Annotated in this window: 16 protein-coding genes and 1 pseudogene; 11 read left to right on the forward strand and 6 right to left on the reverse strand. The window is 71.7% G+C overall.

From position 1 onward, the window contains the following. Window positions 1-16: 16 nt before the first annotated feature. Both E2169_RS12605 and ggt read right to left on the reverse strand, forming a co-directional pair. On the reverse strand, window positions 17-3,067 hold the full coding sequence (locus E2169_RS12605; protein ID WP_132986971.1) for a TonB-dependent receptor plug domain-containing protein: 3,051 nt from the start codon (window positions 3,065-3,067) through the stop codon (window positions 17-19). A 131-nt stretch (window positions 3,068-3,198) separates the two neighbouring features. Further along, the gene (gene ggt, locus E2169_RS12610) at window positions 3,199-4,947 is read right to left on the reverse strand and encodes a gamma-glutamyltransferase (protein ID WP_132986972.1); all 1,749 of its coding nucleotides are present in this window, start codon (window positions 4,945-4,947) and stop codon (window positions 3,199-3,201) included. Between the two features lie 227 nt (window positions 4,948-5,174). On the opposite strand from ggt, the gene E2169_RS12615 reads away from it, so the two are divergent. After that, window positions 5,175-6,917, forward strand: coding sequence for a gamma-glutamyltransferase family protein (locus E2169_RS12615; protein ID WP_207918395.1), 1,743 nt, complete (start codon window positions 5,175-5,177; stop codon window positions 6,915-6,917). A gap of 63 nt (window positions 6,918-6,980) precedes the next feature. Beyond that, a complete protein-coding gene (locus tag E2169_RS12620) occupies window positions 6,981-7,874 on the forward strand; it encodes a LysR family transcriptional regulator (protein ID WP_132986973.1) in 894 nt (297 codons plus the stop codon). Window positions 7,875-7,916: 42 nt separating this feature from the next. Here E2169_RS12620 and rsgA read toward each other — a convergent pair whose 3' ends face one another. Beyond that, window positions 7,917-9,020, reverse strand: a complete 1,104-nt coding sequence (rsgA, locus tag E2169_RS12625; protein ID WP_370465132.1) for a ribosome small subunit-dependent GTPase A — start codon at window positions 9,018-9,020, stop codon at window positions 7,917-7,919. Between the two features lie 117 nt (window positions 9,021-9,137). Here rsgA and E2169_RS12630 point away from each other — a divergent pair, with 117 nt between their 5' ends. Genes E2169_RS12630 through E2169_RS12645 form a run of 4 tightly spaced genes read left to right on the forward strand, consistent with a single transcriptional unit; the run spans window position 9,138 to window position 13,099 of the window. Next, window positions 9,138-10,466 (forward strand): M14 family metallopeptidase, encoded by a 1,329-nt coding sequence (locus E2169_RS12630; RefSeq protein ID WP_165942419.1) that lies wholly within the window; start codon window positions 9,138-9,140, stop codon window positions 10,464-10,466. 32 nt (window positions 10,467-10,498) lie between these two features. Next, window positions 10,499-11,770, forward strand: coding sequence for an aminotransferase class I/II-fold pyridoxal phosphate-dependent enzyme (locus tag E2169_RS12635; RefSeq protein ID WP_132986976.1), 1,272 nt, complete (start codon window positions 10,499-10,501; stop codon window positions 11,768-11,770). 4 nt (window positions 11,771-11,774) lie between these two features. Further along, window positions 11,775-12,401 (forward strand): SGNH/GDSL hydrolase family protein, encoded by a 627-nt coding sequence (locus tag E2169_RS12640; RefSeq protein ID WP_132986977.1) that lies wholly within the window; start codon window positions 11,775-11,777, stop codon window positions 12,399-12,401. Continuing rightward, window positions 12,398-13,099, forward strand: a complete 702-nt coding sequence (locus tag E2169_RS12645; RefSeq protein WP_132986978.1) for a methyltransferase domain-containing protein — start codon at window positions 12,398-12,400, stop codon at window positions 13,097-13,099. The genes E2169_RS12640 and E2169_RS12645 overlap by 4 nt, the downstream gene beginning before the upstream one ends. 300 nt (window positions 13,100-13,399) lie before the next feature. Here the strand turns inward: E2169_RS12645 and E2169_RS12650 are convergent, their stop codons facing one another. Next, window positions 13,400-14,179 (reverse strand): polysaccharide deacetylase family protein, encoded by a 780-nt coding sequence (locus E2169_RS12650; protein ID WP_132986979.1) that lies wholly within the window; start codon window positions 14,177-14,179, stop codon window positions 13,400-13,402. A gap of 148 nt (window positions 14,180-14,327) precedes the next feature. Here E2169_RS12650 and grxD point away from each other — a divergent pair, with 148 nt between their 5' ends. Next, window positions 14,328-15,251, forward strand: a complete 924-nt coding sequence (gene grxD / locus E2169_RS12655) for a Grx4 family monothiol glutaredoxin (RefSeq protein WP_132986980.1) — start codon at window positions 14,328-14,330, stop codon at window positions 15,249-15,251. 42 nt (window positions 15,252-15,293) lie between these two features. On the opposite strand, the gene E2169_RS12660 is transcribed toward grxD, so the two are convergent. Together E2169_RS12660 and E2169_RS12665 are read right to left on the reverse strand one after the other, a co-directional pair. Next, window positions 15,294-15,845 carry a DUF924 family protein gene (locus E2169_RS12660; RefSeq protein WP_132986981.1) on the reverse strand — a complete coding sequence of 184 codons (552 nt, stop codon included), beginning with the start codon at window positions 15,843-15,845 and terminating at the stop codon, window positions 15,294-15,296. After that, window positions 15,842-16,618 (reverse strand): AMP nucleosidase, encoded by a 777-nt coding sequence (locus E2169_RS12665; protein ID WP_132986982.1) that lies wholly within the window; start codon window positions 16,616-16,618, stop codon window positions 15,842-15,844. Before E2169_RS12665 ends, E2169_RS12660 begins: the two co-directional genes overlap by 4 nt. 886 nt (window positions 16,619-17,504) lie before the next feature. Here E2169_RS12665 and E2169_RS14665 point away from each other — a divergent pair. From E2169_RS14665 to E2169_RS12680, 4 genes and pseudogenes are all read left to right on the forward strand, one after another. Beyond that, a pseudogene (locus tag E2169_RS14665) lies at window positions 17,505-18,155 on the forward strand (amidohydrolase family protein); the annotation flags it as partial. Next, entirely contained in the window at window positions 18,152-19,453 is a 1,302-nt protein-coding gene (locus E2169_RS12675; protein WP_132986984.1) for an amidohydrolase family protein, read from the forward strand. The pseudogene E2169_RS14665 and the gene E2169_RS12675, both read left to right, overlap by 4 nt. 118 nt (window positions 19,454-19,571) lie before the next feature. Next, complete coding sequence (locus tag E2169_RS14280) at window positions 19,572-19,742, forward strand: hypothetical protein (RefSeq protein WP_165942420.1); 171 nt, start codon at window positions 19,572-19,574, stop codon at window positions 19,740-19,742. A gap of 101 nt (window positions 19,743-19,843) precedes the next feature. Then, on the forward strand, window positions 19,844-20,785 hold the full coding sequence (locus E2169_RS12680; RefSeq protein WP_132986985.1) for a DegV family protein: 942 nt from the start codon (window positions 19,844-19,846) through the stop codon (window positions 20,783-20,785). The last annotated feature ends 6 nt before the right edge of the window (window positions 20,786-20,791 follow it).

Raw genomic sequence — 20,791 nt, forward strand, 5'->3', positions numbered from 1 at the left:
GTGGTGCGGCAGTGTCTCAGTCGAAGGACTTGGTGACCGTCAGATAGTAGCCACGGCCCAGCGCGTTGTGCAGCGACGAAAAGCCCAGCGCGGTCGGCATCAGCGGCGGCTGGCGGTCGCCGATGTTGCGGACGGTCAGGCGGACGCGCAGGCCGTCGAGGAAGCCGTCTGTGCCGCTGAAGCGGCGTTCGGCCCAGACGTTGGTCGTCGTCCAGCTCGGCACCGGATAGTAGTTGCCGAGGTTGGACACCGCGCCGGTCGATTCGAACCCGTCGATGTGGTTGACGAAGGTGCCCAGGCCCCACCCGTCCTTGCGCCAGGTGCCGCTGAAGGTCGCGCGCCACTGCGGCTTGCCGTTCACGCCCAGCAGGTTGCCGGCGTTGCGGATGTCGAAGTTGTCGTCGATGAGTCCGGCTTCCTGCGCCGCGATGATGCGCATCTCGTCATCGGTGGAATCCTGTGTCATCTGGATCAGGCGCGTCGCATTGAGGCTGGCGCTGAACGTGCCGGCGGTGTCGGTGGCCATGCGCCAGTCGACGCCGAAATCGATGCCGCGCGTGGTCCTGGGCAGGCGGTTGATGTACAGGTCGTCGACGTAGTCGACCCGGCCCACCGGATCGAGTCCGGTTCCTTCGAACAGTGCGATCCGCTCTTCGTCCGGCTCCAGGCGCACCACGGCGGGGTTGAACGAGCCCTCCATGCGCAACAGATAGTCCAGGGCCAGGTGCGTGGCCTCGCCGAGTATGCCGATCACGTCTTCCTGCTGGATCTCGAAGTAATCGGTGGTGAAGGTCATGCGGGTGGATTCAGGCAGGAAGCGCGGCTGGAACACGAAGCCTGCCGACCAGGTTTCCGCGGTCTCCGGCTGCAGGTCCCGGTTGCCGCTGCGGATCGCCATCGTGCTGTAGCTGCGGCCACAGCGATGCACGCCATCGATGGTGCCCTTGCGGATGTCGGCCTCGCACACGTAGTAGTCGGTGCGGGTGTTGCTGACCGTGGTGCCCTCGGAATACATCTGCAGGATGTTGGGCGCGAGGAAGCTCTGCGACCAGTTGGCGCGGAACATCATGCCGTCGACGATGTCCCAGGCCAGCGAGACCTTCGGCTTGGCGACGCCGCCGAAGTCCGAGTAGTGCTCGTAGCGCCCGGCGACCTGCAGGTCCAGCGCGCGCACCAGCGGGATCGCGAACTCGGCGTACAGCGAACCCACTTCGCGGTCCCCGGAGTTGTCGCCGGACGGGCTGGCGCCAAGCACGTCGCTGGTGATGGCTCCGGTCATCGGATTGGTATAGGTGAGCGTGCCGTCGAAACTCGGATCACGGTCGTCGTTCAGGGTTTCGCGACGCCACTCACCGCCGAACGCGACGCCCACGTGGCCGGCCGGCACCTGGAACAGGTCCTCGCGGATGAAGCGGGTGTCCAGCTGGAACAGGGTCGCCTTGCTGTCGCGCACCACCGGCACGGTGAAGTGGTCGATCGCCGCCTGGTTCCGTGCCGGGTCCGCGGGCGCGCCCCAGTCGTCGCGGTTTCCGCCCAGGAACGGGTTGTATGCGTCCGGCGTGCTCCACGACAGCGCCTCGGAGAACAGCGTGTTGCTGATCGAACCGTACTGGGTATCGGTGGTGGTCGCGGAGGAGTACAGCAGCGCACCCTCCCAGTCGAAGCCACCGACCATGCCGCGCACGCCGGTGAGGAAACGGTATGACTCGTCGTCCACGGTGTACGGGCGCGAGGTGTCCGTCGGCCGGTAGCTGGCCAGGCGGACGTCCAGACCCTCTTCCGGGGCGTCAATGCCCGCCAGGCGGTTCGGGTTGAGCGAGCCATCCGGGAGGTACATCGCGCCGAACGGGTTGTAGTAGTTGTCCTTCGACACCAGGATCGACGCCGCGCCCAGCGGCGCGGCCTGCTCGCGCATGCCGTGGTAGCGCGCCTTGTAGAAGGCCAGCTCGCCGAAGGCGACGAAGTTGTCGTCCAGGTCGTGCTCGAGCGTCCCGAACGCATTCATGCGGTCCAGCTCGCCCATGATCAGGCGCTGGTGGTTGGGGCTGAAGCGAAGCGGGCGGTCGCTGGCGGTACTCTGCGCGCCGGAGTTGATGCAGACCCCGTCATCGAGCGCGGCCGTGCAGCCGTGGTGTCCGACCGGATCGATGTGGAACTGGCCGCTGCCGTTGGTGATCAACGCCCCTCCGGGGCCGCGCACCGCCGCGTTGCCGACGGTCTGGAACGCGCCCCAGGCCGAGCTGGAGATGCGGTCGTCGAACGCGGTCACGCCCTCGAACTCGGTCCCCTCCATCAGCGGGCGGCGGTCCATGTTGGCGGTGTAGTCGCGCGCGTCCGCCGGCAGGTCGGTGCGGTGCGTCCAGCCGCCGACCAGCGTGGCGCGCGTGCGGCCGTCGTTGAACCACTGGCCCCACTTGAAGTTGATATTGCCCTGGCGCAGGTCGACGTCCTCGGAACCGCCGTACTGGGCCTGCACCTGGAAGCCCTGGTAGTGCGTGTCCAGGATCACGTTGACCACGCCGGCCACGGCATCCGAGCCGTACAGTGCGGACGCGCCGCCGAGCAGGGTCTCGATGCGCCGGGTACCGAACAGCGGGATCGCGTTCATGTTGGCGGTCTGCCGTGGCACCAGCGATTCGGTCTGCGTGCCCGGGTGCGGCACCATGCGGCGCCCGTTCACCATCAGCAGCGTGTTGCCGGTGCCGAGGTTGCGCAGGTTGATCGATCCGACGTCGCCGCGCGCCGCGTTGAGGTTGGACGCGGTGTCGGTGTTGCTGAACATCATGTCGCCGACCTGCGGGATCGCCTGCAGCAGCTCGTCGCCGGAGATCGCGCCGGTCGCCTCGATCTTCTCCTCGTCCATCACCACCACCGGCGAAGGACCCTCGGTCCGGGAGCTCGCAAGCCGGCTGCCCACGACCACCACGGCGTCCAGGTCCTTGGCCGTGGCCTCGGCCTGCGGCTGCGCCGGTTCGACGCCGTCCTGCTGCTGCGCGAACGCCGTGCTATGGAGCATCGATGCAAGGATGACGCTGAGCAGCGTCGGTTTGATCAGGCGATGGTGCATGTGGTGACTCCCCTCCGAAGGTACGGATCCGCGCGCGGTCGCACGCTCCCCTGGCCCGACTCTAGCGACGCTGCGATCCTGCCAAGCCTCGTTTTTTGATCCCGTTCCATAGCGGCAGGTTATGCCCGCGCCTACTGCGCGACGGCCTCGGCGCCGGGACGCCGCGGATCGGCCGCGCCCTGCACGCGCTGCGCTTCCAGCAGCAGCGTCTGCGTGCTGCCGATGGTCTGGCCCTGCTCCGGCTGGTGGCCCCGTTCGCGCAGGATGCGCAGCGTGTCGGGGCTGAACCCGCGTTCGATGTCGAGTTCGCCTCGGGTGGTGACCTGCTGGTGGATGCGCGGGAACGCGGTGGCCTCGGCGATGTTCATTCCGAAGTCGACGACGTTGACGATCATCTGCACGATCGTGCCGGGAATGGTGTTGCCGCCCGGGCTGCCGGTCACCAGCCAGGGCCTGCCGTCGCGCAGCAGCATGGTCGGCGCCATGCTCGATACCGGCCGGCTGCCCGGCCGCAGCGCGTTCGCCGGCGGCGCGCGGCCGTCGCGCGCGGCTTCGAGCTGGGCCTGCAGCGAAAAGTTGCCGATCAGGTTGCCGAGCAGGAAGCCGGTGCCTTCGATCATCACTCCGGAGCCGAAGTCCGCGCCGATGGTGTAGGTGGTGCTGACCGCGTTGCCGTCGCCGTCCACCGCCGAGAAGTGGGTGGTCTCCGGGCCCTCCTGCGCCCAGATGTCGCCGGCCTCCACGTCGGCGGCCGGAGTCGCGCGCTCCATCGTGATCGCGGCCGCCCGCGACGCGCCGTAGGCCTTCGACACAAAGCCTTCCAGCGGCACGCGCGCCGCGGCCGGATCGTTGGCGTGGGCCCGGCGGTCGCGCCAGGCGCGCTTGGTCGCCTCGGCCAGCAGGTGCAGCGCATCGGCGGAGCCCGCGCCCATCGCGGCGAGGTCGAACTGCTCCAGGATGTTGAGCGTCATCGCGATGCCCGGCCCGCCGCCGCTGGACGGCGGCATGGTCAGCAGTTCATGCCCGCGGTAGCTGCCGCGCAGCGGCTCGCGTTCGATGGCGCGATAGGCGGCGAGGTCCAGCTTGCGCAGCAGCCCGCCGTGGGCGCGCATGCCGGCGTCCAGGCGCTCGGCGATTTCGCCGCGATAGAAGGCATCGGCCCCGTGCTCGGCGATCTGGCGCAGGGACCAGGCGAGGTCGGCCTGCACCAGGCGCTCGCCCGCGCGCAGCGCGGAGCCGTCCGGATGCAGGAAGACCCCCGCGCCCGCGGCACTGCGCGCGAGCCGCTCCCGGCCCCAGTCCAGCGCGAAGGCCTCGTCGCGGCTGAGCACCATGCCGTCCCCGGCCAGCCGGATCGCCGGCTGCAGCAGCTGCTTCCATGGCAGCCGCCCGTACTTTCCGTGCGCCAGCGCCAGCCCCGCCACCGTGCCCGGCACGCCGGCGGCACGGATGCCCGCCGAGTGGCCCTGGAGGTTGCCGTCCTCGCCCACGTAGGCATCGAGCGTGGCCAGCGCGGGCGCCATCGAACGGAAGTCGATCGCGACGGCGCGGTCTTCGTCCGCGAGGTGGATCAACATGTAGCCGTCGCCGCCGATGTTGCCGGCGCGCGGCAGGGTCACGGCCATCGCGAAGGCCATGGCCACGCTGGCATCGACTGCATTGCCGCCATCGCGCAGCACCTGGGCGCCGATCCGGCTGGCATGCCCGCTCTGGCTGACCACCATGCCGGCGTCGGCCTCGAGCGGCTTGTGGATCTGCTCGTAGTTGAGCAGCTGCCGCACCTGCGCCGGAGCGGGCACCGGCGCAGCCACCGACGAGGTGGTCGCGGCCAGGAAGAGGCACAGCAGTGCGCTGCGGATCGGGGCGGATGGCCTGCGCATGGTTAGGGTCCTTCAGTCGCGTCCGCTCCGACACTGCCGCAGGCGATCCCGGCTGTCGCCCAGCTTTCCTGCGGTCCGGTATGCACCCGGGCTATGGATCGTCCATAACCTGGCGCTATCGGAGACCCCGGCAAAGCGAGGGGCGGGCGATGTCCGTCCGCGATAGTCTCGGGGCCTCGATCCGCTCTGGCGACGCACGCGCCGGCGGCCCCGCAGGAATCCCGCCCATGGTCACGTTCATGCTGCACGCATTCCTCGCGACGTCGCGCCACGCGCTGCTCGTTGCCGCCCTCCTGGGCCTGGTGGCCTGCGGCACCGGTGCCCGCGTCGCCACGCCGGTGCAGCAGCCCGCCGATATCGCGGAGGCGCGCACTGCGGGCCTTGTCAGCAGCGCGCATCCGCTCGCCACCGAGGCCGGCCTGGAGGTGCTGCGCCGCGGCGGCAGCGCGATCGACGCCGCGGTCGCGGTGCAGGCAACGCTGGGGCTGGTCGAGCCGCAGAGTTCGGGCCTGCTGGGCGGGGCGATCGTGCTGCATTACGACGCGAAGTCCGGCCGCGTCGACAGCTACATCGGCCGCGAGCACGCGCCCGCCGGCGCCGGCCCCGACATGTTCACCGACGCGGACGGGGGCGCGCTGCCACGTGCCGAGGCCATGCTCGGTGGCCGCGCCACCGGCATCCCCGGCGCGCTGCACGCACTCGAACTCGCGCATGCCGCGCACGGCGCGCTGGACTGGGCCGCCCTGTTCGAACCCGTCGCGCTGCGCGCCGAGCAGGGATTCGCGCTGAGTCCACGGCTGCACCGCCACATCGCGGGCCGCTTCCCGCAGGCATCCGCGCCCGACGTCGTGGCATTGTTCGCCGGCCCGGACGGCGCGCCGCTGGGCGTCGGCGACACCTTCCGCAATCCGGCCTATGCCAGCAGCCTGCGCATGATCGCCACGCGCGGCGCCGACGCCCTGCGCACGGGTCCGCTGGCCGACGCCCTGGCCGCCCGCGTGGCGGACCCGCCCCACGGGGCGCACATGTCCGCGACCGACCTCCGCAACGGCGGCGCTGAACGCACCGACGCGCTCTGCCGGCCGCTGCGGGCCTGGCTGGTCTGCTCGGCTCCGCCACCGGCCAGCGGCGTCGGCCTGCTGCAGCTGATGCTGCTGCTCGACGGCACCGACATCGCGCAGCGCGGCCCCGATGATCCACGGGCCTGGCTGCTGCTGGCCGAGGCCAGCCGCCTGATGTACGCCGACCGCGACCACTACGTGGGCGATCCGCGTTTCGCGCAGGTGCCCGTGGACGGCCTGCTCGAACCGCGCTACATCGCAGGACGCCGCGCGCTGATCGGCGCACGCGCCGCGCCCGAAGCACCCGCACCCGGCCGCCCGCCCGGGGCGCGCACGCGCGATGCCGATGCCACCGACGAGCCGGCCGGCACCAGCCACTTCGTGGTGGTCGACGCCGCCGGCAACGCCGTGTCGATGACCACCACCATCGAATCCTATTTCGGCTCCGGGCGCGTGGTCGGCGGCATGCTGCTGAACAACCAGCTCACCGATTTTTCCTGGGGCCCGGGCGCGGCGGCCGCCAACGCGATCGCGCCGGGCAAGCGCCCACGCTCGTCGATGTCGCCGGTGATCGTGCTCGACCGCGACGGCGGCTTCGTCGGCGCCATCGGCTCGCCGGGCGGCAACGCGATCCCCGCCTACATCGCCAAGGCCCTGGTCGGCTGGCTGTACTGGGACCTGCCGCTGCAGCAGGCGGTCGACCTGCCCAACCTGGTCGCGCGCGGCGGGCGGTTCAACGGCGAAGCCGACGCCTTTGCGCCTGCGCTGCGTGCCGCGCTGTCCGACCTCGGCGTCGATATCGTCGCGGGCGCCGGCGAGGATTCGGGCCTGCATGGCGTGGCCCGGGCCGACGGCGTGCTGCAGGGCGCCGCCGATCCGCGGCGCGAGGGCGTGGCCGCACAACCTTAGTCACGCGACACCCGGGCCGCGGGCGACGATCATGCCCGCTGCCACGCAGGAGTACCGGGCGACATGCGTTTCCGCCAGATCGAGGTCTTCCACGCCGTCTACACCACCGGCTCCATCAGCGCCGCCGCGCGCACGCTGCACGTGTCGCAGCCCTCGGTCAGCAAGGTGCTGCAGCACACCCAGCAGCAGTTGGGGCTGGAACTGTTCCGCCTGGTGCGCGGCCGCCTGGTCGCCACCGACGAGGCGCACGAGCTGTTCGTCGAAGTCTCCGAGGTCTTCAGCCGGCTGACCTCGCTGCAGAAGACGGTCGTCAACCTGCGCAGCCTGGCCGGCGGCCGCGTCCGGCTGGCGGTGGTGCCCTCGCTCGGGCTGCACATCGCACCGCTGGCGATCGCCCGCTTCCGAGCGCGGCACCCGGACATCACCTTCGACGTGCAGACGCTGCACCACGACGCGTTGTTCCAGGCGCTGTACGAGCGCAGCTGCGACATCGCCATCGCCTACGACCCGCCGACGCACCCGCGGATGAAGCGCCGCGACATCGACACCGGCGAACTGATGCTGCTGTTCCGGACCGCCACCCTGCCCGGCGTCGGCGAGCAGGTGCCCCTGCAGGTTCTCGACGGGCAGAACCTGGTGGGGCTGACCACGGGCGGCCCGGTCGGCGAGCTGCTCAACCGCGAGCTGCAGCGCGAGGACATCACGGTGAACGAAGTGGTGTCGAACCAGACCTTCTACATCGCCGCCGAGCTGGCGCGCCACGGCGTGGGCATGGCGGTGGTGGACGAGTTCACCGCACGCGCGGCGGCCGGCCCCGCCACGTCGCACCGCCCGTTCTCGCCGCCGCTGCGCTTCAAGGTGCAATGCGTGCACCTGGAGGACCGCCCCCCGTCCGAAGCCGCGCGCCGCTTCCTGACGGTGTTCGCAAAGACCCTGCGCGACACGCGCGCGGGCTGAACGGGACGGTGCACCGACCGCGTGAGGGAGTGCGTTCCGGACTCAGCGCTTGCCGTGCCTGTCATCCGGCCGCTTGTGCGCAGCGCGCGACGCCGGCTTCGCGCCCTGCTTGTCGGCGAGGCGGGAAGCGAGCCGGTCCGCGGCGGCGGCGACCTCGCCGCCCAGCTTCATGTAGTTGAGGAAGCGGCCCTCGTCGAGCTCGCCACGCGCGATCGCGGCGCGCACCGCGCAGCCGGGCTCGCGGCCGTGCGCGCAGTCGCGGAACCTGCACTGCGCCGCCAGGACCTCGACGTCGCCGAAGCCGCCGTCTGCGAGCTCCTCCTCGCCGGTGGGCTTGAGTTCGCGCATCCCCGGCGTGTCGATCAGGCAGGCACCGGACGGCAGCGGGATCAGCGCGCGATGGGTGGTGGTGTGGCGGCCGCGGGCGTCGTGCTCGCGCACCGCGGCGGTCTTCATCCTGTCGATGCCGAGCAGGGTGTTGGTCAGCGTGGACTTGCCGGCGCCGGAGCTGCCGACCAGCACGACCGTGTCGCCGGGATGCAGCCATGGCGCCAGCGCCTCGACCGCCGCGGCGTCCTTCGCGTTCACCGCCACCGCCGGCACCCCCAGCGCTTCGATGCCGGCCAGCGCGGCGTGCGCGGCGGCCGCGTCGGCACCGGGCAGGTCGGCCTTGGTCAGCACCACCACCGGCTGCGCGCCGCTGCCCTGCACCAGCAACAGGTAGCGCTCGATGCGGCGCAGGTTGAAATCACCGTCCAGCCCGCAGACCACGAAGGCCACGTCCACGTTGGCCGCGATCAGCTGCTGCCGGTAGTGCTCGCCGGCGGCACCGCGCTTGATCGCGCTGCGACGCGGCAGCAGGGCGACGATGCGCCTGCCGTCCTCGACCAGCACCCAGTCGCCGACCGCGGGCCGGTCCTCCGGCGCCACCGTACCCTTGCGATAGCCGGTCGGGCGCTGCCATTCGGGCAGCGACTCCACCGCGACGCCCTCGCCCGGGCCCGTGGCCACCACGTAGCCGGAGCGGTGCTGCTCGACCACGCGCGCAGGGTGCGCATCAGGATGCGCGGCCATCGCATCCCGCCAGCGCGGATCGATGTCGGCCCGCCAGCCGATCGCCTGCAGGTCGGCGGGCGGGGAGTTCAAGCGTGGGCGCGACGGGGATCCATGGCCGCGATTCTAACCGCCGGCCGGCGGCATCGGCTTGGCAGGGTGCGGCCCGCCTGCGACCATCCGACCGCTCTGCGACTGCACGGATTCCGGATGAACCACTCCATCGACCAGGGCCCGCACCGCCGCGGCCGTTCCGCCGCGTGCGCCTCCCGCTGGCTGCCGGTGGCGGTGACGCTGTTCCTGGCCGCCTGTGCGTCAACGCAGGTGCTGGATCCGGTGGCGACGGCGGCGGCCCCACCTGCTGTCGCAACTGCGCCCACGGAGGTGTCGCGCGTGGCGCCCCAGGTCCGGAAGACCTGGCGCTTCGACGGGGACGGCCTCCGCTTCGACAACCTGCTGCCGGCGGCGCGCCTGTCCGGCGTCGAGCGCCTGGGCGACGGCAGCTACCGCGTCGACATCGCGCCGGAAACCCACCCCGTCAACCCCAGCGCCTGGTACGGCTTCCGCGTCCACGCCGAGGCGCCGCGCGCGCTGGAGCTGCGGTTCGCCTATCCGCACAACCACCGCCACCGCTACGTGCCCAAGCTCGGCACCGGGGGCGGCGAGTGGCGCGAGGCGGGCCCCGGCGAGTTCCAGGTCGACGCCGAAGGACGCGCCCGCCTGTGGCTGCAGCTGGACGCGGGCGAACTGCGCGTGTTCGCGCAGCCGCCGCTGCTGCCCGGGGATGTCGAAGCCTGGTCGGCGCGCGTCGTTGCGGGGATGGGGGTCGAGCCGCGCACCTTCGGCACCTCGGTCCAGGGCCGGCCGCTGCGGGCGTTCGAGTTCGGCGCCGGCGCGGACGCGCCGCTGCTGCTGGTGCTCGGAGGCCAGCATCCGCCCGAGAACACCGGCACCCAGGCGCTGATGGGCTTCGTCGAGGCGCTGGCCGCCGACACGCCGCAGGCGCGCGCGTTCCGCGACCGGGTGCGCGTGCTGGTGGTGCCGCTGCTGAACCCGGACGGCGTGGTCGAAGGCCACTGGCGCGGCAACGCCAACGGCGTCGACATCAACCGCGACTGGGGGCCGTTCGCGCAGCCGGAGACGCGCGCCCTGCGCGACCTGCTGGCCGCACGCGGCTTCGGCGCCGGGCGCGTGGCCTTCGCCATCGACTTCCACTCCACCTTCCGCGACGTGTTCTACACGGTGACCGAAGATCCCTCGCACGTGCCGGGCGGCGTGCTGCACGCGTGGATGGCGGCGATGCAGGCCGGCTTCGACATCGAGGAGAAGCCTTCCGCCGCCCGCACCGCGGTGTTCAAGAACTGGGCGTTCTGCCGCCTCGGCGCGCCGGCGGTGACCTACGAGGTGGGCGATGCCACGCCCGCCGCGGCGCTGGACGAGGTCGCCCGCCACGCGGCGCGGAGCCTGATGGCCGTGCTGCTGGAGCCGCCGCGGCCCATGGCCGCCCCGGCATGCCCGCAGTTCGGGGAATTCCGCTAGTCTCTGGCCTTCGCCCACGCCGATCCGCCCGCATGTCCAAGCCCCCCGTCGCCACCCGGCAGCGCCTGTCCGAGGTGCGCTACGAGATCCGCGGCGAACTCGCGCGACGCGCCCGCGAACTCGAAGCCGCGGGGCATGCGCTGATCAAGCTCAACATCGGCAACCCGGGCGCCTTCGGCTTCCGCGCGCCGGAGCACATGCAGCGCGCGATCGCCGACCACATCCACGACACCGACCCCTACGCGCACCAGCAGGGCCTGCCGGCCGCGCGCGGGGCGGTGGCCGCGCACCACGCCGCGCGCGGCACGCCGGGCGTGTCCGCCGACGACGTCTTCATCGGCAACGGCGTCAGCGAACTGATCGACATCTCGCTGCGCGCCCTGCTCAACCCCGGCGACGAAGTGCTGCTGCCCTCGCCCGACTATCCGCTGTGGTCGGCGTCCACCATCCTCAACGACGGCCGGCCGGTGTACTACCGCTGCCACGCGACCGACGGCTTCCTGCCCGATCCCGACGAGATCGAGGCACTGGTGTCGCCGCGCACGCGCGCGATCGTGCTGATCAATCCCAACAACCCCACCGGCGCCAGCTATCCGCGCGCGCTGCTGGAGCGCATCGTCGCGATCGCCGCGCGCCACGGCCTGCTGCTGATGGCCGACGAGATCTACGACGGCATCACCTACGACGAGGCGCGCTTCGAGCCGCTGGCGCCGCTGGCCGGCGACGGGCCCTGCCTGTCCTTCGGCGGCCTGAGCAAGGTGCACCGGGCCTGCGGCTGGCGCATCGGCTGGGCGGTGCTGTCGGGCAGCGCCGACGCGACGCGCGACTACCGCCACGCCATCGACCTGCTGGGCGCGCTGCGCCTGTGCGCCAACGTGCCGGGGCAGTTCGCGGTGCCGGCGGCGCTGTCGGGGCTGGACACCATCGGCCCGCTGGTCGCGCCGGGTGGACGCCTGCACGAGGCGCGGCGCGTGGTTGCCGAGGCCTGCGCCGCCAGCCCGCACCTGCGGCTGCAGGTGCCCGACGGCGCGCTGTACGCCTTCCCCGGCGTCGTCGGCGACGCGGCCCGCGGCTTCGACGACCATGCCTTCGCGCTGGAGCTGATGGAGCAGGAGCACGTGCTGGTGGTGCCGGGTTCGAGCTTCAACGTGCCCTACCGCAACCACTTCCGGGTCACCCTGCTGCCGGAGCCGGAGCAGCTGCGCGAAGTGTTCCGGCGCATCGATCGCGTGCTGGATCGACGCGCGGCGGCGGCTCGCCACCCCGCGCCGCAGACGGCGACGCCGGCGTCCGCGCCGGTCTGAACGCATGGGCCTGCGCTATCTCGCCCTGGGCGATTCCTACACCATCGGCGAAGCCGTCGCGGTCGAAGGCCGCTGGCCACACCGGCTGGCACAAGCCCTGCGCGCCGAAGGCATCGCACTCGATGATCCGCAGACGATCGCCACCACCGGCTGGAGCACCGACGAGCTCGACGCCGCGATCGATGCCGCCAACCCGCAGGGCCGCTTCGACTTCGCCAGCCTGCTGATCGGCGTCAACAACCAGTACCGCGGACGCAGCGCCGCGGAGTACGCGGGCGAATTCGCCGCCCTGCTCGAACGTGCCATCGGCTTCGCCGGCGGCCGCGCGGACCGCGTGCTGGTGCTGTCGATCCCCGACTGGAGCGTGACCCCGTTCGCCGCCGCCTCCGGACGCGACCTGGACGCGATCGCGCGCGAACTCGATGCATACAACGCCACCGCGCGCGAAGCCTGCAGCGCCCGCGGCGTCGCCTTCGTCGACATCACAGCCGTGAGCCGCGCGCGCGGCGCCGAGCCCGCCATGCTCGCCGAAGACGGCCTGCACCCCTCCGCCACCATGTACGCCGAGTGGACGCGCCTGGCCCTGCCGGTCGCGCGCCGCCTGCTGCAACCGCCCCGGACGACGCCATGACCATCCGCTCCGCCGACGCTCCCTTTCCCCCGGGCGACGCGCGCGCGATCGCGCGGGCGTTCCTGCCCCGGCGCTTCTACGGCAACCGCTACGACTACTACTACACGCTGTCGAAGCTGCGCACCGACCCGCTGTATCCCGGCGTGCTCGAGGCGCTGCGCGGCACCACCGCACCGGTGCTCGACCTCGGCTGCGGGCTCGGCCTGCTGCTGCACGCGCTGCGCCGGGACGGACAGGCCATGCCCTGGCACGGCGTGGACATCGACGCCGACAAGATCCGCCGCGGCCGCGAGATCGCCGCGCGCAGCGGCCATGCCGACGGCGCGTGCTTCGACGTCGTCGACCTCGCCGCCGGCTGGCCGCCGCACGCCGGCAGCGTGGCGATCCTCGACGTATTGCAATACCTCGACGCGCAGGCGCAGGCCGCGCTGCTCGCCGATACCGCGGCCATGCTCACCCCGGGCTCCCGCCTGGTGATCCGCAGCGGACTGGGCGACGACTCGCGCCGCGGCCGCACCACGCGCATCACCGACCGGCTGGCGCACCTGGCGGGCTGGATGCAGGAAGTGCCGAAGCGCTACCCGACGCGCGCAGAGCTGGAATCCACGCTCGGCGAGGCGGGGCTGGCGGTGGAATTCCGGCCGCTGTACGGGAACACGCCGTTCAACAACTGGCTGGTCGTGGGGCGCCGGGATTGACTGCGGTTTCGCTTTGATCGGGGGAAAGCATTTTTTGCCACGGATCTACGCGGAGGGGCGCGGATCTACACGGATAAGGCGGGAAGGGCAGAAAAAGCGAAAAGCTTCTTTGGCCACGGATTTGCGCGGATTACGCGGATCAGTGCGAGGCCAGCGCCAATACCGCGCCCTGTCGCAGCTTTTTTTTCAAATGGGATCTCGACAACAATCTTGCCTCGGCCAGATCCGCGTAATCCGCGCAAATCCGTGGCCAAAAAAGGCTCTTCTCCCATCAATCAGATTCGTGGCCAGGCGCCGCGTTCAATCTGTCGGGATCACTGCCCGGTAGCCGGCACGCTTCAGCTCGGCAAGCACCGCGGCCACGATCTCCGCGCTGCGCCCGTGCGGTGCGCCCTCGTGCAGCAGGACGATGGCGCCCGGCTCCAGGTCGCGGGCGATGCGCGCAGCGACGCGCGCGGGATCGGCTTCGACGGCATCGTAGCCGCGCGCGCTCCAGGCCAGGCGCGACAGGCCGGCGTCGTGCAGGGGGGCGTGGACGAAGGGGTTGGCGTGGCCGACGACGGCACGGAACCAGCGCGGCGCGGTGCCGGTGATGTTGGCCAGCGTGTGCTGGCAGTCGAGGATCTCACGCCGCATCGCGCGCGGCCCCAGCGCCCAGAAGCGGGCCTGCGGGTGGGTGTGGCTGTGGTTGCCGATGCCGTGGCCGCGCGCGGCGATCTCGCGCACGAGCTCCGGCCGCGCTTCCGCGCGCGCGCCGACCAGGAAGAAGGTGGCGCCGGCGCCGTGGGCATCGAGCAGGTCGAGGATCACGCGGGTGTCGTCGGAGGGGCCGTCGTCGATGGTCAGCCAGACCTCGGGACGCGTGGCGACGAAGCGCCGGATGACGGGCCCGAACAGGCGCGAACCCGGGTGCAGCGTGCCCCAGACGAAGCCCAGATGCACCGCGACCAGCAGCCCCAGGCCCCAGTGCCAGCCCAGCCACCACCAGGCCAGGGCAACGCCGGCGTGCAGCAGCAGCGCGGCCCAGGCCCAGGCGTGGGGGCGGCGCGGAGTGATGTGGATTGCGGTGTCGGTGGGCATCAGGGGAACGGTGGCATCGGGGTCGCCGCCGGGGCGGCTCCCGGGGATTGTCGAGTGGAAAGGCGCCCTGGATGATGCCAGTCAAGGCGAGATCCAGGCACGGGGAGTACCCTGTCGCGTCCCCACACTACACACCGCGGTGCCCGCCATGACCCTTGCCCCCGACCTCCGCCAGCGCATCGAAGACCTGCTGCAGGCCAATCGCATCGTGCTGTTCATGAAGGGCGACCCGCGCGCGCCGCAGTGCGGCTTCTCGGCCAAGGCGGTGGCGGCGCTGTCCTCGCTCGAGCAGCCCTTCGCCCACGTCAACGTGCTGGCCGACGCCGACATCCGCGAGGGCATCAAGGCCTACGGCAACTGGCCCACCATCCCGCAGCTGTACATCGGCGGCGAGCTGGTCGGCGGCAGCGACATCATCGAGCAGATGGCGAACTCGGGCGAACTGCACGCCGCGGTCGGCCTGCCGCCGCCGGACCGCACGCCGCCGACGATCACCGTCACCCCGGTCGCGCACGCGACCCTGCGCAAGGCGATCGACGACGCCGGCGGCGACCTGGCGGTGAAGATCGACATCGACCCGCGCTTCCGCACCCGCCTGGCGCTGGCCACCCAGGACGCCAAGGCGATCTCCGTGGACTGCGACGGCATCACGGTGCAGGTGGAACTGGCCGCCGCGCGCCGCGCCGACGGCATCGTGATCGATTTCGCCGACGACGCCCGCGGCCGCGGCCTGGTGATCGAGAACCCGAACGCGCCGCCGCCGGTGCGCGCGCTGTCGCCGACCGATGTCCATGCCCGCGTTTCGGACGGCAGCCTGCGGCTGGTGGACGTGCGTCCGGCCGAGGAACGCGCGAGCGCCACCGCGCCGGTGCCGCACGCCACCCTCGACGACGGCCCGGGCGCGCTGGAAGGCCTGCCCAGGGACACGCCGCTGGCCTTCCTCTGCCACCACGGCACCCGCAGCGCGCAGGCGGCCGAACACTTCCGCCAGCTCGGCTTCCGCGAGGTCTACAGCATCGAAGGCGGCATCGACGCCTGGGCCGACGTGGACGCGGAGATCCCGCGCTACTGAGTGCCGGAAGGGGACGCGCGCCGGAAGCGCGCGCCCCCGCCTTCAGAAGCCGCCGCCGGCGTCCAGCCAGGCCTGTTCGTCGGCGCTGCTGGCCCGGCCCAGCGCGTGGTTCCGGTGCGGGAAGCGCCCGAAGCGCTCGATCACTTCCAGGTGCCGCACCGCGTAGCCGAGGTACGTCTCGCCGAGGTCGGCCATGAGCGCCACCGCGCGCTCCTGGTCCGCCATCACCTCGGAATGCTCGAAGGGCATGTAGCAGAACACGCGCAGCTCCGGATCCACCTCGCGGTCGAGGCCGGACTCCAGCATGCGCTCGGCGTAGTGGAGCGCCAGCGGATCGGTCGCATACGAGTGCGCGCTGCCGCGGAAGATGTTGCGCGGCACCTGGTCGAGCAGGATCTGCACGGCCAGCGCGCCGTCGGCATCGTCCACCCAGGCTTCGAGTTCGCGGCGCGCGGCGGCGAAGTGCGCGCCTTCCAGGAACTGCCGCACTTCTTCGTCGAACGCCGCCCCGCCGTTGAACCACTTCGGCGGGCCGGCCTCGCGCCAGAACGCCACGATCTCGCGCGCCGTCGGCAACCCGTGCACGGCGCTCATTCGTCGAACCTCAGGTGGCGCACGGACTTGCCGTGGCGGCGGATCAGGCGCAGCGCCTCGATGCCGGTCTGGATGTGGTCCTCGACGAAGCGCGTGCTCACCTGCGCGTCGGACGCCTCGGTCTTCACCCCCTCGGGGATCATCGGCTGGTCGCTGACCAGCAGCAGCGCGCCGCAGGGAATGCGGTTGGCGAAGCCGGCCGCGAAGATGGTCGCGGTCTCCATGTCGATGGCCATGCAGCGCATGGTACGCAGGCGCTCCTTGAAGGCTTCGTCGTGCTCCCAGACGCGGCGGTTGGTGGTGTAGACGGTGCCGGTCCAGTAGTCCAGGCCCATGTCGCGGATCGAGGTCGAGACCGCGCGCTGCAGCGCGAACGCCGGCAGCGCCGGGACCTGCGGCGGCAGGTAGTCGTCGCTGGTGCCCTCGCCGCGGATGGCGGCGATCGGCAGCACCAGGTCGCCGAGCTGGTTCTTGCGCTTCAGGCCGCCGCACTTGCCCAGGAACAGCACCGCCCTGGGCGCGATCGCCGACAGCAGGTCCATCAGCGTGGCCGCGTTGGGGCTGCCCATGCCGAAGTTGATCATGGTGATGCCGTCGGCGGTGGCGCTCGGCATCGGACGGTCGGCACCGACGATCGCAGCGCCCGTCAGGCGTGCGAAGTGGCCCAGGTAGCCGCCGAAGTTGGTCAGCAGGATGTGCTCTCCGAAGCCGTCGAGCGGCACGCCGGTGTAGCGCGGCAGCCAGTTCTCGACGATCTGTTCCTTTTCCTTCATTGGTCCTCCTCGCTTTCCGGGGATTCTGGCATGGCGTGGTCGCAGCCCCAACCTTCTGCCCATTGCCTGCGGCCGCGCCGCCCGCTTAGGGTGTGCGACTGACTTCGGGGAGCGACACATGGGACTCAAGCCACACGCCACGCTCGCCGCGGCGCTCACGATCGCGCTGGCCACCGGCTGCGCGACCACCAGCGCGGCCGGCAGTCGCGACGACGACCGCGGCGGCAGCGCAGCAGCGGCCGCCTCGAGCGGGTCCCCGGGCGACGCCTATCCCAGCACCTACCAGCGCATCGCCAGCGCGCCGGTGCTGGTCGGCGGCGCGACCGTGCTCGACGGCACCGGCGCCCGGCTCGAAGGCGCCGACGTGATGATGCGCGACGGCGTCATCGTCGCCGTCGGCGTGGGGCTGGACGCACCGGCGGATGCGATCCGCGTCGATGGCCGCGGCAAGTGGGTCACGCCCGGCCTCATCGACATCCACTCCCACCTCGGCGTCTATCCGAGTCCGGGCACGCGCTCGCACAGCGACGGCAACGAGGCGACCTCGCCGGTCACCGCCGCGGTCTGGGCCGAACACTCGGTGTGGCCGCAGGATCCCGGCTTCCACGCCGCGCTGGCCGGCGGCGTCACCACCCTGCAGATCCTGCCGGGCTCGGCCAACCTGGTCGGCGGCCGCGGCGTGACGCTGCGCAACGTGCCCGCCACCACCTACCAGGGAATGAAGTTTCCCGGCGCGCCGCACGGCCTGAAGATGGCCTGCGGCGAGAACCCCAAGCGCGTCTACGGCCAGAAGGGCGGCCCGGCCACGCGCATGGGCAACGTCGCCGGCTACCGCGCGGCCTTCATCGATGCCGCCGACTACCGCGACAAGCGCAAGGATGGCGGCAAGGACGGCAAGCGCGACCTCAAGCTCGAGACGCTGGCCGGCGCGCTCGACGGCGAGATCCTGGTCCACATCCACTGCTACCGCGCCGACGAGATGATCACCATGCTCGACCTGGCCGACGAGTTCGGCTTCAAGGTCGCCGCCTTCCACCACGGCGTCGAGGCCTACAAGATCGCCGACCGGCTCGGCCGCGAAGGCGTCTGCGGCGCGCTGTGGGCCGACTGGTGGGGCTTCAAGATGGAGGCCTTCGACGGCATCCAGGAAAACATCGCGATCGTCGACCGCGCGCCTGGCGGCTGCGCGATCGTGCACTCCGACTCCGACGAGGGCATCCAGCGCCTCAACCAGGAGACCGCCAAGGTCATGGCCAATGCGCGCCGCGCGGGCATCGACATCGCGCCCGAACATGCGGTGACCTGGCTGACGCGGAACCCGGCGAAGGCCATGGGCATCGCCGACCGCACCGGCACGCTGGAGGCCGGGAAGATGGCCGACGTGGTGCTGTGGAACGGCAACCCCTTCAGCTCCTACGCGCTGGCCGAACAGGTGTGGATCGACGGCGCCCGCGTCTACGACCGCAACGACCCCGCACGCCAGCCGCGCTCGGACTTCATGCTTGGCCGCGGCGCGGCCACCGGAGGTGCCCGATGAACCGCGTGCAGGGGCTTGCGCTGGCTGCGATGCTGGCCGCCTCCGCCGGCGCCGCAGCCGAGGACCTCCTGATCCGCAACGCCACCGTGCACACCGCCACCGAGCGCGGCACGCTGCAGGGCGCCGACGTGCTGGTGCGCAACGGGCGCATCATCGCGGTCGGCACCGGCCTCGACGCGGGCGGCGCAACGGTGGTCGAAGCCGATGGCAGGCCGGTCACGCCCACCCTGTTCGGCGGCATCACCGGCATCGGCATCGAGGAAGTGTCGGGAGAAAGCGCGACCACCGATGGTCGCCTGGCGCTGGGGGAAGGCGCACACGACATGACCGTGCGGCCGGAGTTCGACGTCACCCTGGCCTACAACCCCGACTCGCTGCTGCTGCCGGTCGCGCGTATCGAAGGCATCGGCTTCACCCTGCTGTCGGCGAGCACTGGCGCCGGCGGCTCGATCATCGGCGGCCAGGGCGCGACCATGCGCCTGGACGGCGGCGACCAGCCGACCGGCCCGAAGCTGCTGTTCATCGACCTCGGCAGCCGCGCCGCCAACCTCACCGGCGGCTCGCGCGCGGCGCAGTGGATGCTGCTCGACCAGCTCGTCGATGAAGCACGCGGGCGCATCCCCGCCAGCGCGCATTCGGCGCTGCTGACCCCGGCCGGACGCACCACCCTGCAGCAGCACCTCGACGGCAACCGCCCCCTGGTGGTGGCCGTGGACCGCGCGGCCGACATCCGCCAGCTGCTGCGCTGGTCGAAGAAGCACGACGTGCGGGTCGCGATCCGCGGCGGCGGCGAGGCCGCGCGCGTGGCGCGCGAACTGGCCGCGGCGCGGGTGCCGGTCTTCATCGATCCGCTCGACAACCTGCCCGCCAACTTCGACCGCATCCACGCCAGCCTGCGCAGCGCCGCGGTGCTGCGCGCGGCCGGCGTCGAGGTCGGCTTCACCCAGGCCGGCGACTCCTCGCACAACGCGCGCAAGCTGCGCCAGCTCGCCGGCAACGCCGTCGCCCACGGCCTGCCCTGGGAAGACGGCCTCGCCGGCCTGACCCGCGTGCCGGCGCGCAGCTTCGGCGTCGACGGCGAAATCGGCGCCATCGCGCCCGGCCTGCGCGCCGACCTGGTTCTGTGGGACGGCGACCCCCTCGACGTCGCCAGCCTCGCCAGCCAGGTGTGGTTCGACGGCCGCGCGATCGACATGCGCTCGCGCCAGACCGAACTGCGCGACCGCTACCTGCGCGCCGAACCCGACGCCGCGCGCGGCGAGCTGCCGCGGGCATATCCGGCCAGCGGCGGGCGCTGACCGCCACGCCGGCCTCCCGGGCCGCCGCGGACCAGGTCCCGCGGTGGCCTTGACCAGGGTCAACACGCCGCCGCCCACGATGGCCAATGATCTCCCCAGGCCCTTGGGGAGATCCGCAATGCATCCAGTCCTGGTTGAAATCCTTGCCCGCCCGGTGGGCTGGCTGCTGATCGGCGGCACGCTGATCATGATCGGCATCGGCTTCGGCGTGCCGCTGTTCATCCGCAGCCGCGAGCGCGCGGAGGCGGAGGAGGCCGGGCGCAGGGGCGAGACGCCGCGCCAGCGCTGAGGCGCCTGGCCGCCCCGCACGCGGCGCGGCGCGTCGCAAACGTGACCCCGGGCACGCTCCGTGCGACGATCCCCGGGCCAGCACTGCCAAGGGAACACGCGATGCGCATCGGTCTTGTCGTCGATTCCGCCTGCGACCTGCCTTGGGAGTTCTTCGAGCGCGAACGGGTCGAGATCCTGCCGATCACCGTGCGCATCGGCGACGCCGTCCAGGCCGACCACCGCGACGAGGCGCAGACCCTGGCCTTCCTCGAATCGCATATCGCCGAGCGCGGCGCCAGCGCCGAGACCATTCCCTACACGCCAGAACAGATCCGCGACCTGTTCCTGGAGCGGCTGGTGGTCGATTACGACTACGTCTTCTGCATGACGATCACCGGATCGCGCAGCCCGATCTTCGCCAACGCGCAGAAGGCGAGCTACATGATCCTCAACGACTACAAGCAGCCGCGCGCCGCGGCGGGCAACAACACCCCGTTCGCGCTGCGCGTGATCGACACCCGGAACCTGTTCTGCGCGCAGGGCATCCTGCCGGTGGAAGCCGCGCGCATGCGCGCCGCGGGTGATGAGCCGCCGCGCATCCGCACGCGCCTGGAGGAGCTGGCCAGCCAGACGTACGGCTATCTGGTGCCGCGGGATCTGTACTACATCCGCAACCGCGCGCGCGCCAAGGGCGATCGCAGCGTCAGCCTGTTCAGCGCCGCGATCGGCACCGCGCTGGACATCAAGCCGGTGCTGCGCGGCTTCCGCGGCGAGACCGGCCCGGTGGCCAAGGTGAAGGGCTTCGAGCCGGCGGTGGAGAAGATGTTCGACTTCGCCGCGCGCCGCGTGCGTGCCGGCCTGCTGACTCCGACCGTCACCCTCTGCTACGGCGGCCGCCTCGACGAAATGCGCGACCTGCCGGGCTACACCCGCCTGCGCGATGCCTGCGCCGACCAGAACGTGGACGTGTTCGAAAGCGTGATGAGCACGACGGGCATGGTCAACGTCGGCCGTGGCGCGGTGGTGGTCGGCTTCGCGGCGGCCGACCACGCCTTCGATTGAGGCCGG

It is taken from the genome of Luteimonas terricola, from assembly GCF_004352845.1.
Classification (GTDB): Bacteria; Pseudomonadota; Gammaproteobacteria; order Xanthomonadales; family Xanthomonadaceae; genus Luteimonas; species Luteimonas terricola.